The sequence below is a fragment of the Streptomyces cinereospinus genome (assembly GCF_042430725.1).
In the GTDB taxonomy this organism is placed as follows: Bacteria; Actinomycetota; Actinomycetes; order Streptomycetales; family Streptomycetaceae; genus Streptomyces; species Streptomyces cinereospinus.
Genome location: NZ_JBHMCY010000002.1, coordinates 24130 through 39532 on the forward strand (window position 1 = coordinate 24130; position 15403 = coordinate 39532).

Sequence of the window (15403 nt, forward strand, 5' to 3'; positions counted from 1 at the left end):
CAGAGCTCGGAGTGCTGACCGTGGATCAGTTGGCCCTGTTGTTCGTGCTGCTGCTCGGGGCCGTGGTGAGCGTCCCGGTCGGGGACCGGCTGCGGTTGCCGGCGCCGGTGCTGATGACCCTGCTGGGCATCGTGCTGGCGCTGCTCGACTTCGTGCCGAACGTCGACATCCCGCCGGATCTGATCCTGCCGCTGCTGCTGCCGCCGTTGCTCTACGCCGCCGTGCGGCGCACCTCCTGGCGGCAGTTCGCGGCCAACGTCCGGCCGATCCTCCTGCTGGCCGTGGCGCTGGTGTTCGTCACCACGATGTGTGTGGCCGCCGTCGCCCACGCGATCGTGCCCGGGCTGCCGGTCGCCGCCGCCGTGGCGCTCGGGGCGCTGGTCGCCCCGCCCGATCCGGTCGCCGCCACCGCCGTAGCGGGGCAGCTGGGCCTGCCCCGGCGGCTGGTGTCGATCCTGGAGGGCGAAGGGCTGTTCAACGACGTGACGGCCATCGTGCTCTACCACGTGGCGATCGCGGCGGCCGTGAGCGGCACGTTCTCCCCGTGGCAGGCCGGCGGGCAGCTGGTGCTGTCCGCCGTGGTCGCGGTGGCCGTCGGACTCGCGCTCGGCTGGGGCGCGAACCGGCTGATGGACGTGCTCGGCGACGCCACCCTCCAGATCAGCCTGACGCTGCTGGTGCCGTACGCCGCCTATGTGCTGGCCGAGGAGCTGCACGGCTCCGGGGTGCTCGCCGTGCTCACCACCGCGCTGTTCCTCGCCGAGTACGCCAGTGACCCCGACGACGTGATGACGCGGCTCGCCGGGCACACCTTCTGGGACATCGTGGACACGCTCGTCACCGGGGTCGCGTTCGGGCTGATCGGACTGGAGCTGCACAACGCGATCCGGACCGCGTCCGGGCGGTGGGGCGAACTGCTGGGGTGGTCGGCGGCGATCGTGGGGGTCGTCGTACTGGTGCGGCTGCTGTGGCTGTTGCCGGCCACCTGGCTCACCCAGCGGCTGCACGCCCGGCGGGACTACGACGAGGAGATCCCGACGAGCTGGCGCGAGACCGTGGTGATGTGGTGGTCGGGGATGCGGGGGGTGGCGTCCGTGGCGCTGGCGCTGGCGATTCCGCGGGAGACGGAGAGCGGGGCGCCCTTCCCGCACCGGGACGAGATCGTGTTCCTCGCGTTCGCGGTGATCATGGTGACGCTGGTGGTGCAGGGGCTGAGCCTGCCGTGGCTGGTACGGCGGCTGGGAGTGCGGGCGGACACGGCGCGCGAGAAGGAGTCCGAGCGGGCGCTGGCGGTGCGGGCCGCGAAGGCGGCGAAGCGCCGGCTGCGGGAGATCGAGGAGGGGGAGGAGCTGCCGGACGAGGTGTCCGAGCGGATGCTGCGGTGGGCGTCGGACATCGGGTGGCGGATCAGTCCGGAGCTGGGGGCAGACGAGCGGCGCGAGGGGCACGAGCGGCGGGTGCGGCGGGTGCGGCGGCTGCGGCGGATCGAGGGGGAGATGCTGAGTGCGGCGCGGCACGAGGTGCTGGCCGCGCGGAGTGAGGTGGGGGCCGATCCGGAGGTGGTGGACCGGGTGCTGCGGCAGCTGGACGTCCGCAGTCTGCGATGAGCGGGGTTTCCTCTCCCACCCGCGCACCACCCGTTTCGGGCCGGGCAGGAGGCGGGCGTCGCCCGCGGGGACCGGGCGCCGTAGGCGGGGACCGGGCGCCGTAGGCGGCTGCCCGCCGTCGTGGGTGCGTGGGGACCCGGTGTCGTGGCCGCGCGGGTGCGCGGGGCCCCCGATGCGGTGGCGGTGGCGCGGGTGTGGGGGAGGCCCGGCGTCGTGAGGTGCGGGTGCGTACGGGCAGCGCCGACGGCGTGCCGCTCGCGGTCGCGTGCCGTACCTGGGTCCCGGCGCCGTGGTGGCGGGCGGGAGGGGAGAGGGGTCAGCCTCGGTCCGGCCTCGGGGTCTCGACGGCTCGGCGGGGTGCCGTGCCGTCGGGGGAGCGGCGGTGGCCGTTGGGGCCGGGGGCAAGGGTCGCGTCCGCCGTGTTGACCCGGGGGAGAGCGTACGGGTGTTCCTTGATCAGCCAGGCGATCATCCGCTCGCGGACCGTGACCCGTGCCGTCCAGACGTCGTCCGCGTCCTTCGCCGTCAGCAGGGCCCGCACCTCCATGGTGTTGGGCGTGGTGTCCGTCACGTCCAGGCCGTAGGCGCGGCCGTCCCAGGCGGGGCACTCGCGCAGGATGTCGCGGAGCCGGTCGCGCATCGCGGCCACCGGGGCCGTGTGGTCGAGGTGCCAGTACACGACGCCGGTCATCTGCGGGGTGCCGCGCGACCAGTTCTCGAACGGCTTGGACGTGAAGTACGACACCGGCATCGTGACCCGGCGCTCGTCCCAGGTGCGGACCGTGAGGTACGTCAGCGTGATCTCGTCGACGGTGCCCCATTCGCCGTCGACCACGACCGTGTCCCCGATGCGCACCATGTCGCCGAACGCGATCTGCAGGCCCGCGAACATGTTGCTCAGCGTCGACTGCGCGGCCACACCGGCGACGATGCCGAGGATGCCGGCCGAGGCCAGCAGGGAGGCGCCCGCGGCGCGCATCGCCGGGAACGTCAGCAGCATCGACGCGATGGCCATCACCCCGACGATCGCCGTGACCACCCGTGTGATCAGCGTCACCTGGGTGCGGACCCGGCGGACCCGGGCCGGGTCGCGCCGGGCACGGCCGTTGGCGTACCGCGAGTAGGACGTCTCGACGACCGCCGCCGCGATCCGGATCACCAGCCAGGCGGCCGATCCGATCAGGACCAGCGTGAGCGTCCGTCCGACGCCGACGTGGTGGTCCTGGAGCAGCTGGGCCTCGTCGTACGACCCTCGCAGGGTGGCCGCGCACAGCACCAGTTGGTAGGGGATGCGGCCGCGGCGCAGCAGGCCCCACAGCGGGGTCTCCGGGTGTCGTTCGTCGGCCTTGCGCAGCAGCCGGTCCGTGGCCCAGCCGATGACCAGGCCGAGCAGGATCGAGCCGCCGATGACTATCAGGGGGCGGAGCAGGTTCTCCATGCCCTCGAACGTAACCAGTCACGGGGGGCAGTGAACATGTGACTTCGCGGCGGATCGGGGTAGTGCCCCCGGCCTGCGATGTCGTACCCGGCTGGCACCATGGCCCCATGAACGTCATGCTGTTTCACTCGACCTACGGCCTCGGGCCGGCGGTGCGCGCCGCGGCGGACCGGCTGCGCGCGGCCGGCCACGAGGTGTGGACGCCGGACCTCTTCGACGGGCGCACGTTCGAGACGGTCGAGGAGGGCCTGGAGTTCGAGGAGGAGCTCGGCAAGGACGAGCTGCTGAAGCGGGCCGTGCTGGCCGCCGCGCCCTACTCGGAGCGGGGACTGGTGTACGCCGGTTTCTCGCTCGGCGCCTCGGTCGCGCAGACCCTCGCGCTGGGCGACGACAGGGCGCGCGGACTGCTGCTCCTGCACGGCACGTCGGACCTGGCGCCGAACGCCTCGGTGGACGGCCTGCCGGTGCAGCTGCACGTCGCCGAGCCGGACGTGTTCGAGACGGACGACTGGCTGAGCGCCTGGTACCTGCAGATGCGCCGGGCCGGTGCGGACGTGGAGGTCTACCGGTACGCCGGGGCGGGTCACCTGTACACCGACCCCGAACTGCCGGACTACGACGAGGAGGCGGCCGAGGCCACCTGGCGGGTGGCGCTCGGCTTCCTCGACAGCCTCTGAACCGCGGTCGTCGGCCGGTGGCTACACCGGGTCGTACGTCCGCTCGACCTGCTGCGTGCCGCTGCGCGTGCGGTAGGAGCGGCTCCAGGAGGCGGTCGCCCCGGGCTCGGTGCGGTCGGAGAGGACGTAGTAGTCCATCTGCGCGCGCTCGGCGGTGATGTCCAGGACGCCGTAGCCGTGCCGGTCGGTGTCGACCCAGTGGACGTGCCGGTTGGCCGCGCGGATCACCGGCGAGGCGAGGGCGGAGACGGTTCCCTCGGCGACCTGCACCAGGTCGTCGAGGTTGTCGGAGGTGACCGAGGCGACCACGAACTCGGTGGCGGCGGACGCCGACAGCGGGTAGGTCCCGGCGTTCACCGGCACGTCGTTGGCCCACGCCATGTGGATGTCGCCGGTGAGGAAGACCGTGTTGCGGATCGCGTTCGACCGCAGGTGGGCGAGGAGTTCGCGGCGGTCGTCGGTGTAGCCGTCCCACTGGTCGGTGTTGACGGCCAGGCCTTCCTGGGGCAGGCCGAGCAACTGGGCCAGCGGCTTCAGCAGCTCGGCGGAGAGCGAGCCGACGGCGAACGGCGCGATCATCACCGAGTTGCCGACCAGCCGCCAGGTGGTGTCGGAGGACGCCAGGCCCGCCTTCAGCCAGTCGAGCTGGGCGCGCCCGGTGAGGGTGCGGTCCGGGTCGTCCACGTCGCCGTCGCCGAGGGATGCCTGCTGCGAGCGGAACGAGCGCAGGTCGAGCAGGGAGAGGTCGGCGAGCTTGCCGAAGCGCAGCCGGCGGTAGGTGGTGCCGGCGACGGCCGGGCGCACCGGCATCCACTCGAAGTAGGCCTGCTTGGCGGCGGCCTGACGGGCGGACCAGGCGCCCTCCGCGCCCTCGGTGTGGTTCTCGGCGCCGCCGGACCAGGAGTCGTTGGCCATCTCGTGGTCGTCCCAGATCGCGACGACCGGGGCGGCGGCGTGCAGCGCCTGGAGGTCGGGGTCGGTCTTGTAATGGCCGTGCCGGACGCGGTAGTCGGCGAGGGAGACGATCTCGTGCGCGGGGGCGTGCGAGCGCACGGAGGTGCCCCGGGTGCCGTACTCGCCGGCGCCGTACTCGTAGAGGTAGTCGCCGAGGTGCAGCCAGGCGTCCAGGTCGCCGCGGGCGGCGAGATGGCGGTACGCGGCGAAGTACCCCGCCTCCCAGTTGGCGCAGGAGACGACGCCGAAGCGGAGGCCCGGGACCGCCGCGTCGGCGGCGGGGGCGGTGCGGGCGCGGCCGGCCGGGGAGTCGGTGCCGCCGGCCGAGAAGCGGAACCAGTAGTCGGTGGCGGGCGCGAGGCCGCGGACGTCGGCCTTGACCGTGTGGTCGGAGGCGGCGGTGGCGACGGTGGAGCCCCTGGCCACGACGTGCGTGAACGCCCTGTCGGTGGCCACGGTCCAGCTGACCTCGGTGTCCGGGCCGAGCCCGGAGCCGGGCGTCGCCTCGGCGGTGGGCGTCACCCGGGTCCACAGCAGGATGCCGTCCGGGAGCGGGTCACCGGAGGCTGTGCCGTGCAGGAAGGCGGGGGTCTCGGCGGCCGCGCGGGCGGGCAGGGCGCCGGCCAGCGGGGCGGCGAGCACGGCTCCGGCGGCGGCCGCCTTGACGACCGTACGGCGGCGCGGAGCGGGGATGTCGGGGCTGGTGTGGGATCTGTGGCGACTGGTCACGGGCGATGAGATTACTGAGCGGTAGCGCTTTCGGTAAGGGACGCGTACGGCAGGAGCGGGCGAACTCGCAAGAGTTCGCCCGCTCTTCCGCCGCGCTTCCGTACGGCGTCACCGCCTGACGGAGCGTCGCTCCGTGACCGTGTTGCTCCGGGAGCGTGTTGCACCCTGGGCTTGTTGCTCCGTGAGCTTGTCACTTCGCGACCGCGTCACTTCGCGACCGCGTCACTTCGGCCGCGTTACTCGGTGACGCCCGCGTCCTTGAGAGCCGTCTCCCACTCGGCGACGGTGCTCGGGTTCTCGATCACCTTGTCGTTGATCTTTATGGTCGGGGTCGACGTGACGTCCTTCGTGTCGTCGAAGGAGTCGCTCATCTTCACCGCCCAGGCGTCGTAGGTGCCCTGCTCGACGGCGTCCTGGAACTTCTTGTTGTTCTTCAGCGCGTCCACCGTGTCCGCCACCTCGATCAGGTAGCTGTCCTCGGCGAACTCGTCGCTGGACTCCTCCGGGTGGTACTCCGCCGAGTACAGCGCGGTCTTGTACTCCAGGAACGCCTCGGGGCTGACGTTCAGCGCGGCGCCGAGCGCGCTCAGGGCGTTCTTGGAGCCCTCGCCGCCGAGGTTGCCGTCGAGGAAGGTGCCGAGGGTGAAGGAGAGCTTGTAGTCGCCGTCCTCCATGCCCTTGTTGACGGTCTCGCCGACGGTCTGCTCGAAGGAGGCACAGGCCGGGCAGCGCGGGTCCTCGTAGAGGTGGACGACGTTGTCGGACGTGGAGTCGCCGAGCAGGACGGTGGTGCCGTTCTCGCCGGAGGTGTTGGCCGGGGCGACGACCGTGGCGTCGGCGGCCGCCTCCCAGGCGGTCGGCTCGCCGGACCGCACGACGGCGTAACCGATGCCGCCGGCCACCGCGAGGACGCCGACGACCGAGCAGGCGACGACGATCTGACGCTTGACCTTGGCCCGCTTGGCGTCACGCTCGCGCTCGGCCCGCAGCCGCTCTCGGGCCGCGTTCTTCGCCGCCTGGCTGTTCCGCTTGCTCATGGTGATATCTCCGTGTGGGACGCGCACATGTCGTACGCGGGATACGTGTGAGGGATGTGGGTCGTGCTCGGGGCGCCGTGCTCGGGCGGCGGTCCGGGTGCCGCTCAGGTCCGGGGCCGCTCGGCCGGCGGCCGGCGGTGGGCCGTTCAGACGGCCGGAGCGAGGGAGCACGGCGGGCCACGCCGTCCCAGGGAGTGGGTCAGGAGCAGGTCGCGCGCGGGTGCCGTACGGCGCGCGGGGCGGGGCAGCCGGGGGGCCGGTGCCGCGGGCCGGACCGTCCGGGCGGCGACCGCCAGCAGCAGCGGCCGGAACGTGGTCGCGGCCACCGCGCTCAGCAGCTGGGCCAGGGCCCGCTCGCCGCGGCGCAGCCAGGCCGCCGCCATGAGGCCCACGCCGACGTGGACGCCGAGCAGCAGCCAGGCGGTCCCCGGGTGCGCGTGCGCGAGGACGGCGGCAAGCCGGTCGGTGCCGGTGGTGCCCGCCATCCGCGCCAGCGGCGTGCCCACCTCGCCGCCGCCGCAGAGCACGTCCAGGCCGACCGAGCGCAGCGGGCCCGCGACCGGGCCGCCCGTCCGGCCGTAACAGGCGTGCTGGCCGGCGGTGAACACCGTGTCGGCGGCCAGCTCCAGCGGGATCAGCAGCGCGGCGATCCGGCCGAAGCCGCGCTCCCGGCCGGCCAGGGCGTACGCGATGACGAACACGGCGGCGGCGATCGCCGCGACCGTGCCCAGCGGCAGCGGGACCCGGGACAGCAGCACGTGCGACGCGGTGCTGAGCGTCACGACGATCGCCGTGAACAGCGCCGCGCGTACGGCTCTGAGCTGTGTCCCGGATATGTCCATAGCGGGGAGAGTGTGTCACGGACTCCGGTAAGCGACCCCTAAAGAGTCGCTGTGAAGTCCTGGGGCGGCCGGTGGACGGTCACAGGCCGGGGATCCGGCCGTTGCGGAAGAGGTCGACGAAGATCTGGTGGTCGGCACGCGCGCGTGCGCCGTAGGTGTGTGCGAAGTCGACCAGGAGCGGCGCGAGGCCGTCCTCGTCGCCCGCGAGGGCCGCGTCGATCGCCCGCTCCGTGGAGAACGGCACCAGCTCGGAGTGGCCGGACTCGTCGTCGGCGGCCGCGTGCATGGTGGCCGTGGCCCGGCCCAGGTCGGCGACGACCGAGGCGATCTCCTCCGGGTCGTCGATGTCGCCCCAGTCCAGGTCGACGGCGTACGGCGAGACCTCGGCGACCAGCTGGCCCGCCCCGTCCAGCTCGGTCCAGCCCAGCCAGGGGTCGGCGTGGGCCTGCAGGGCGCGCTGGGAGAGCACCGTGCGGTGGCCCTCGTGCTGGAAGTACTGGCGGATCGCCGGGTCCGTGATGTGCCGGGAGACGGCCGGGGTCTGGGCCTGCTTGACGTAGATCACCACGTCGTTCTCCAGGGCGTCGCTGTTGCCCTCCAGCAGGATGTTGTACGACGGCAGGCCGGCCGAGCCGATGCCGATGCCGCGGCGGCCCACGACGTCCTTCACCCGGTACGAGTCCGGGCGGGCCAGCGAGGACTCCGGGAGTGTCTCCAGGTAGCCGTCGAACGCGGCGAGCACCTTGTAGCGCGTGGCCGCGTCCAGCTCCAGGGAGCCGCCGCCGGGGGCGAACCTGCGTTCGAAGTCACGGATCTCGGTCATCGAGTCCAGCAGCCCGAACCGGGTCAGCGAGCGGGCGACGCGCAGCGCGTCCAGCAGCGGCCCCCCGGCGGTGTCCAGGGTGAACGGCGGCACCTCGTCGCTCTTGGCGCCGGTGGCCAGCGCGTGCACGCGCTCGCGGTAGGCGGCCGCGTAGACCGTCACCAGCTCGGTGATCTGCTCGTCGCTGAGCGCCTTCGCGTACCCGATGAGGGCGACGGAGGCGGCGAAGCGCTTCAGGTCCCAGATGAAGGGGCCGACGTACGCCTCGTCGAAGTCGTTGACGTTGAAGATCAGCCGGCCGTGCGAGTCCATGTAGGTGCCGAAGTTCTCCGCGTGCAGGTCGCCGTGGATCCACACCCGCGAGGTGCGCTCGTCCAGGAACGGCCCGGCCGCCGCCCCGCCGGTGGCCCGGCCGGCGTCCTCCTTGTCCAGGTCGTGGTAGAAGAGGCACGCCGTGCCCCGGTAGAAGGCGAAGGCCGAGGCCGCCATCTTCCGGAACTTCACCCGGAACGCGGCCGGGTCGGCGGCGAGCAGCTCGCCGAAGGCGGTGTCGAAGACGGCGAGGATCTCCTCACCGCGTTGCTCGTCGTCGAGCTGCGGGAACGACATCGCTGGGTGCCTCCTGGTGCGCACGGTGCCTGACCTGGGCGGAGTCTCCGCTCCGTCTCCTTCAACGTCCGACGGTACGCCGGAGTGCCCGCCCGTCGCCCGGCCTCCACCCCGCGTCGAGGCGCCTCGCGCCGCGGTCCTCCGCCCGGCTGTCAGCCGCGAGGCATAGACTTCGACGCTGTCCCCCAGACTGTCCGCAGCCCGTCGGACCCCCGTCGTCACACCCTTCCCTTGGAGGCCGCAGCCGTGTCGAAGCCGCCGTTCACGCACCTGCACGTCCACACCCAGTACTCGCTGCTGGACGGTGCCGCGCGGCTGAAGGACATGTTCAACGCGTGCAACGAGATGGGCATGACGCACATCGCCATGTCCGACCACGGCAACCTGCACGGCGCGTACGACTTCTTCCATTCCGCGAAGAAGGCCGGTGTGACCCCGATCATCGGCATCGAGGCGTACGTGGCCCCCGAGTCCCGGCGCAACAAGCGCAAGATCCAGTGGGGCCAGCCGCACCAGAAGCGCGACGACGTCTCCGGTTCGGGTGGTTACACGCACAAGACGATGTGGGCCGTGAACAGCACGGGCCTGCACAACCTCTTCCGGCTGTCCTCGGACGCGTACGCCGAGGGCTGGCTCCAGAAGTGGCCCCGGATGGACAAGGAGACCATCGCCCAGTGGTCCGAGGGGATCGTCGCCTCCACCGGCTGCCCCTCCGGCGAGGTGCAGACCCGGCTGCGCCTCGGCCATGTCGACGAGGCCCTGAAGGCGGCCGCGGACTACCAGGACATCTTCGGCAAGGACCGCTACTTCCTGGAGCTGATGGACCACGGCATCGAGATCGAGCACCGGGTCCGCGACGGCCTGCTGGAGATCGGCCGCAAGCTCGGCATCCCGCCGCTGGTCACCAACGACTCGCACTACACGTACGCGCACGAGGCGGGCGCCCACGACGCGCTGCTGTGCATCCAGACCGGCAAGAACCTCTCCGACCCGGACCGCTTCAAGTTCGACGGCACCGGCTACTACCTGAAGTCCACGGACGAGATGTACGCCATCGACTCCTCGGACGCCTGGCAGGAGGGCTGCGCCAACACCCGGCTGATCGCCGAGATGGTCGACACCACGGGCATGTTCGAGAAGCGCGACCTGATGCCGAGGTTCGACATCCCGGAGGGCTACACCGAGGTCAGCTGGTTCCGCGAGGAGACCCTGCGCGGCATGCACCGCCGCTTCCCGGACGGCATCCCGGACGACCGCATGCAGCAGGTCGAGTACGAGATGGACACGATCATCTCGATGGGCTTCCCCGGCTACTTCCTCGTGGTCGCCGACTTCATCATGTGGGCCAAGAAGCAGGGCATCGCGGTCGGCCCCGGCCGTGGCTCCGCGGCCGGCTCGATCGTCGCCTACGCCCTGGGCATCACCGACCTCGACCCGATCCCGCACGGCCTGATCTTCGAGCGGTTCCTCAACCCCGAGCGCATCTCCATGCCCGACGTCGACATCGACTTCGACGAGCGCCGGCGCGTCGAGGTGATCCGGTACGTGACGGAGAAGTACGGCGCCGACAAGGTCGCCATGATCGGCACCTACGGCACCATCAAGGCGAAGAACGCGATCAAGGACTCCGCGCGCGTGCTGGGCTACCCGTACGCGATGGGCGACCGGCTCACCAAGGCCATGCCGCCGGACGTCCTCGGCAAGGGCATCCCGCTCTCCGGCATCACCGACCCGCAGCACCCCCGCTACTCGGAGGCGGGCGAGATCCGGGCGATGTACGAGAACGAGCCGGACGTCAAGAAGGTGATCGACACCGCGAAGGGCGTCGAGGGCCTGGTGCGGCAGATGGGCGTGCACGCGGCCGGCGTGATCATGTCCAGCGAGACCATCACGGACCACGTCCCCGTCTGGGTCAGGCACACCGACGGCGTGACCATCACCCAGTGGGACTACCCGAGCTGTGAGTCGCTCGGCCTGCTGAAGATGGACTTCCTGGGCCTGCGCAACCTCACCATCATGGACGACGCCGTCAAGATGGTGAAGGCCAACAAGGGCATCGACATCGACCTGCTGTCGCTGCCGCTGGACGACCCCACGACCTTCGAACTGCTCCAGCGCGGCGACACCCTGGGCGTCTTCCAGTTCGACGGCGGCCCCATGCGCTCCCTGCTGCGCATGATGAAGCCCGACAACTTCGAGGACATCTCCGCCGTCTCGGCCCTGTACCGGCCGGGCCCGATGGGCATGAACTCGCACATCAACTACGCCCTGCGCAAGAACGGCCAGCAGGAGATCACCCCGATCCACCCCGAGCTGGAGGCCCCGCTCAAGGAGGTCCTGGACGTCACCTACGGCCTGATCGTCTACCAGGAGCAGGTGCAGAAGGCGGCCCAGATCATCGCGGGCTACTCGCTCGGCGAGGCCGACATCCTCCGCCGCGTGATGGGCAAGAAGAAGCCCGAGGAGCTGGAGAAGAACTTCGTCATCTTCCAGGCGGGCGCCCGCAAGAACAACTACAGCGACGAGGCCGTCCAGGCCCTGTGGGACGTGCTGGTCCCGTTCGCCGGCTACGCGTTCAACAAGGCGCACTCGGCGGCGTACGGACTGGTCTCGTACTGGACCGCCTACCTCAAGGCGAACCACCCGGCCGAGTACATGGCCGCGCTGCTCACCTCGGTCAAGGACGACAAGGACAAGTCGGCGGTCTACCTCAACGAGTGCCGCCGCATGGGCATCCGGGTGCTCCCGCCCAACGTCAACGAGTCCGAGTCGAACTTCGCCGCACAGGGCGACGACGTGATCCTCTTCGGCCTGTCCGCCGTGCGCAACGTCGGGACGAACGTCGTCGAGTCGATCATCAAGTGCCGCAAGGCGAAGGGGAAGTACGCCTCCTTCCCCGACTACCTGGACAAGGTCGACGCGGTCGTCTGCAACAAGCGCACCACCGAGTCGCTGATCAAGGCGGGCGCCTTCGACACCATGGGCCACACCCGCAAGGGCCTGACGGCGCAGTACGAGCCGATGATCGACAACGTGGTCGCGGTCAAGCGCAAGGAGGCGGAGGGGCAGTTCGACCTCTTCGGCGGGATGGGCGACGACGCCGGCGGCGAGCCGGGCTTCGGCCTGGACGTGGAGTTCTCGCCGGACGAGTGGGACAAGACCTATCTGCTCGCCCAGGAGCGGGAGATGCTCGGTCTGTACGTCTCCGACCACCCGCTCTTCGGCCTGGAGCACGTGCTGTCCGACAAGGCCGACGCCGGCATCGCCCAGCTCACCGGCGGTGACTTCGGCGACGGCGCGGTCGTCACCATCGGCGGCATCATCTCCGGCCTGCAGCGCAAGATGACCAAGCAGGGCAACGCCTGGGCGATCGCCACCGTCGAGGACCTCGCCGGCTCCATCGAGTGCATGTTCTTCCCGGCGACCTACCAGCTGGTGTCGACCCAACTCGTCGAGGACGCCGTGGTGTTCGTCAAGGGCCGCCTGGACAAGCGGGAGGACGTGCCGCGGCTGGTCGCGATGGAGCTGATGGTGCCCGACCTGTCCAACGCGGGCACCAACGCGCCCGTGGTGCTCACCATCCCGGCGGTGAAGGTCACTCCGCCCATGGTCAGCCGGCTCGGTGAGATCCTCACCCACCACAAGGGCGACAGCGAGGTGCGGATCAAGCTCCAGGGGCCGACGAGGACGACCGTCCTGCGGCTGGACCGGCACCGCGTGAAGCCCGACCCGGCGCTGTTCGGCGACCTGAAGGTGCTGCTCGGGCCGTCCTGTCTGGCCGGCTGAGGCCCGGCCCCCGACGTACGCGAGGGGCGCATCCGTCACCGGATGCGCCCCTCGTCCTCTGCCCGGGCCATCCGGAACAGGGGAGCTGCTCCGGACCTCCTGGACCGCGACGGCCCGCCGGGCGGGCGTCAGTTGTGGCCGAAACGCTTCTGCCGGCCCTTGCGGGCGCTGTCCATCGGGGAGGGCTGCGCGGCGTTCTGCTCCGACATCGGCTCCGCCGCCGACTGCTCCGGCTGCTGCTGGGCACGGCCGGTCTGCTGCTGACGGTCACGGTTCTTGTTCTTGGCCATGGTGGTGCCTCCTGTGGGATCTAGGGGCCAGGGCCGGGACCAGATTCACATAGGCTGACAACAGATGCATGTCGGACAATTACCGTCTGTGACAGGGCTCGTCGGAGTGTGAACGGAGCGCGAATCCCGCACACGCCACGCCGAAGATCGAGTTCGGGCCGTTAACCCCCGCGTGGTCGGGCAGACTCGAAGCGAGCCGGAAGCAAACCTCCCGGGAAGAGGGTGAGTCGCGTGGACCGCTGCGTCGTCCTGGTGGACGCCGGGTATCTGCTGGGGGCCGCCGCCAGCCTCCTCGCCGGGGAGCCCTCACGGTCCCGGATCAGCGTCGATCACGCCGCGCTCATCCAGGGGTTGCGCGAACGCGCCGAGTCCGACACGGAACGGCCGCTGCTGCGCATCTACTGGTTCGACGGCGCCCCCGACCGGGTCCCGCAGCCCGAGCACCGCAGGCTGCGCGTGATGTCCCGGGTCACGGTCCGGCTCGGCGCGCTCACCCGCAGCGACGGCCGCTGGAACCAGAAGGGCGTCGACGCCGCGATGCACGCCGAGCTCACCGAACTGGCCCGCAACCGCGCCTGCTCCGACATCGTCCTGGTCACCGGCGACGGCGACCTGCTGCCGGGGATGATGGCCGCCAAGGAGCACGGGGTCGCCGTGCACCTGTGGGCCGTGCAGGCGGCCGACGGCGACTACAACCAGTCCGAGGACCTGGTCGCCGAGGCCGACGAGCGGCGCGTGCTGGACCGGACCTGGATCACCAAGGCCGTACGCGCCAAGGAGGTGGGCGGGGTGTGCGCCCCGCCGCCCGCGCCGCGGCCGGAGATCGCCGCGATCCTCTCCGCGCCGCTGCCCGACTCCGCGCTCGCCCCGGCGGCCGAACGCCCCGCGCCGGAGCCGCCGCGCACCGCGCCGGCCGCCGCGCCGAACGGCGCCGAGGAGCGCGCCGCGGCACCCAAGGGCGTACCGACGCCCAAGGACCTGGCCGCGCTGCGGGCGCACGGGCCGCAGGCTCCCCAGCCCGCCACCGCGACCCTGCGCTGGTCCTCGGACAAGGGCTGGGTGGACCGCCCCGGTGCCGCCGCGGAGCCGCCCGAGGTCGCCTCGATGCCCACGCTGGCGCAGCTGACCACGGCGGAGCAGCGGTGGGCCGACCGGGAGGAGGACATCACGACGGTCGGCGGCGACCCGTACGAGGTCGGACAGGTGTTCGCGAGGCGGTGGATGTCCCGGCTGGGTGACCCGGGCCACCTGCAGAAGCTGTCCGGGATGTATCCGCGCATCCCGCACCGCATCGACGGCGAGCTGCTGCGGTATGCCGCCCGCTTCGGTCTGCTCGCGCACAAGGACGACCAGATCGACGAGCACGACCGGTACGCGATCCGGGCCGGTTTCTGGCGGGAGATCGACGTGCGGACGGCGGCCGGACCCGCCCCGGCCGGGGAGCAGTGAGCCCGCGCGCGGCGGGCCCCGCCGGCCCGGCGCCCCCCGGACGCGGCCCCGCGGGCGAGCCGGGGACGCCGACCCCGTAGTCTCGTCCCTTGTGAGTACGCGCGCGGCACAGACCTTCCGGGACAGTGGTGAGGTCGTGTGTGCGGTGCGCGGGCTGACCAAGACCTATCCGGCGGTCCGGGGCCGGCGCGGCACGCCGGGCACGCCCCAGGTGCGGGCCACCGACGACGTACGGCTCGACGTGCGCCGGGGCGAGATCTTCGGGCTGCTCGGGCCGAACGGGGCCGGCAAGTCCACCCTGGTGCGGCAGCTGACCGGACTGATGCGGCCCGACCGCGGCAGCGTCGAGATCCTCGGCCACGACATCGTGCGCCACCCGGAGCGGGCCTCGCGGATCCTCGCCTACCTCGGGCAGGAGTCCACCGCCCTGGACGAGCTGACCGTGTCCCTCGCCGCCGAGACCACCGGACGGCTGCGTGGGCTGGACGCACGGCGGGCGCGGGGCGAGCGGGACGCCGTCCTGGAGGAGCTGGGGCTCACGGCGATCGCCGGGCGGCCGCTGAGGAGGCTCTCCGGCGGACAGCGGAGGCTGGCCTGCGTCGCCGCGGTCCTCGTCGGGGAGCGGCCGCTGCTCGTGCTGGACGAGCCGACCGGGGCGATGGACCCCGTGGCCCGGCGGGCCGTGTGGGCCGCCGTGGACCGGCGGCGGGCCGAGCGCGGCACCACCGTCGTGCTGGTGACCCACAACGTCATCGAGGCCGAGACCGTGCTCGACCGGGTCGCCGTCCTGGACCAGGGGCGCGTGATCGCCTGCGACACGCCTGCCGGACTGAAGGAACGGGTCGCCGGTGAGGTGCGGGTCGACCTGGTGTGGCGGGAGCGGGCGCCGCTGGACGTGCCCGAGGTGGCCGCGCTGCGGGACCGGGTCGCGGAGGCCGGGCGGCGCTGGACGCTGCGGCTGGCACCGGAGGAGGCCCGCGCGGTCGTCTCGACGGTCACCGGCGGGGCCGCCTTCGCCGCGCTGGACGACTTCACGCTGACCACGCCGAGCCTGGAGGACGTGTACATGGCGCTGGGCGGGGCCGCGCGGCAGGGGCTGGTCAAGGGATGAACCCGAGTCGCCGAGCCGTCACATCCGTACCGAACGGGGGGAGCGCCGGAG

At 71.9% G+C, this 15403-nt stretch carries 11 protein-coding genes; 5 read left to right on the plus strand and 6 right to left on the minus strand.

Annotation, left to right across the window (positions count from 1 at the left end; genetic code table 11):
- Nucleotides 1-20 precede the first annotated feature (20 nt).
- Complete coding sequence (locus ACFF45_RS01165; RefSeq protein ID WP_381340619.1) at nucleotides 21-1607, plus strand: Na+/H+ antiporter; 1587 nt, start codon at nucleotides 21-23, stop codon at nucleotides 1605-1607.
- A gap of 316 nt (nucleotides 1608-1923) precedes the next feature.
- Here ACFF45_RS01165 and ACFF45_RS01170 read toward each other — a convergent pair whose 3' ends face one another.
- Complete coding sequence (locus tag ACFF45_RS01170; RefSeq protein ID WP_381340621.1) at nucleotides 1924-3045, minus strand: mechanosensitive ion channel family protein; 1122 nt, start codon at nucleotides 3043-3045, stop codon at nucleotides 1924-1926.
- 107 nt (nucleotides 3046-3152) lie between these two features.
- On the opposite strand from ACFF45_RS01170, the gene ACFF45_RS01175 reads away from it, so the two are divergent.
- A complete protein-coding gene (locus ACFF45_RS01175) occupies nucleotides 3153-3722 on the plus strand; it encodes a dienelactone hydrolase family protein (protein WP_381340624.1) in 570 nt (189 codons plus the stop codon).
- 21 nt (nucleotides 3723-3743) lie between these two features.
- Here the strand turns inward: ACFF45_RS01175 and ACFF45_RS01180 are convergent, their stop codons facing one another.
- The 4 genes from ACFF45_RS01180 to ACFF45_RS01195 all read right to left on the minus strand — a co-directional run bounded on the left by ACFF45_RS01180 (nucleotide 3744) and on the right by ACFF45_RS01195 (nucleotide 8716).
- The gene (locus tag ACFF45_RS01180; protein ID WP_381340627.1) at nucleotides 3744-5405 is read right to left on the minus strand and encodes an alkaline phosphatase D family protein; all 1662 of its coding nucleotides are present in this window, start codon (nucleotides 5403-5405) and stop codon (nucleotides 3744-3746) included.
- A gap of 236 nt (nucleotides 5406-5641) precedes the next feature.
- Nucleotides 5642-6442, minus strand: coding sequence for a DsbA family protein (locus tag ACFF45_RS01185; protein ID WP_381340629.1), 801 nt, complete (start codon nucleotides 6440-6442; stop codon nucleotides 5642-5644).
- 146 nt (nucleotides 6443-6588) lie between these two features.
- On the minus strand, nucleotides 6589-7284 hold the full coding sequence (locus tag ACFF45_RS01190; RefSeq protein WP_381340632.1) for a hypothetical protein: 696 nt from the start codon (nucleotides 7282-7284) through the stop codon (nucleotides 6589-6591).
- A gap of 79 nt (nucleotides 7285-7363) precedes the next feature.
- Entirely contained in the window at nucleotides 7364-8716 is a 1353-nt protein-coding gene (locus ACFF45_RS01195; RefSeq protein WP_381340634.1) for a DUF2252 domain-containing protein, read from the minus strand.
- A 246-nt stretch (nucleotides 8717-8962) separates the two neighbouring features.
- On the opposite strand from ACFF45_RS01195, the gene dnaE reads away from it, so the two are divergent.
- Nucleotides 8963-12502, plus strand: coding sequence for a DNA polymerase III subunit alpha (gene dnaE, locus ACFF45_RS01200; RefSeq protein WP_381340637.1), 3540 nt, complete (start codon nucleotides 8963-8965; stop codon nucleotides 12500-12502).
- Between the two features lie 128 nt (nucleotides 12503-12630).
- Here the strand turns inward: dnaE and ACFF45_RS01205 are convergent, their stop codons facing one another.
- The gene (locus ACFF45_RS01205) at nucleotides 12631-12792 is read right to left on the minus strand and encodes a hypothetical protein (RefSeq protein ID WP_381340640.1); all 162 of its coding nucleotides are present in this window, start codon (nucleotides 12790-12792) and stop codon (nucleotides 12631-12633) included.
- Between the two features lie 231 nt (nucleotides 12793-13023).
- Here ACFF45_RS01205 and ACFF45_RS01210 point away from each other — a divergent pair, with 231 nt between their 5' ends.
- Nucleotides 13024-14241 (plus strand): NYN domain-containing protein, encoded by a 1218-nt coding sequence (locus ACFF45_RS01210; protein ID WP_381340642.1) that lies wholly within the window; start codon nucleotides 13024-13026, stop codon nucleotides 14239-14241.
- 136 nt (nucleotides 14242-14377) lie between these two features.
- The gene (locus ACFF45_RS01215; RefSeq protein ID WP_381340935.1) at nucleotides 14378-15352 is read left to right on the plus strand and encodes an ABC transporter ATP-binding protein; all 975 of its coding nucleotides are present in this window, start codon (nucleotides 14378-14380) and stop codon (nucleotides 15350-15352) included.
- Nucleotides 15353-15403 lie beyond the last annotated feature (51 nt).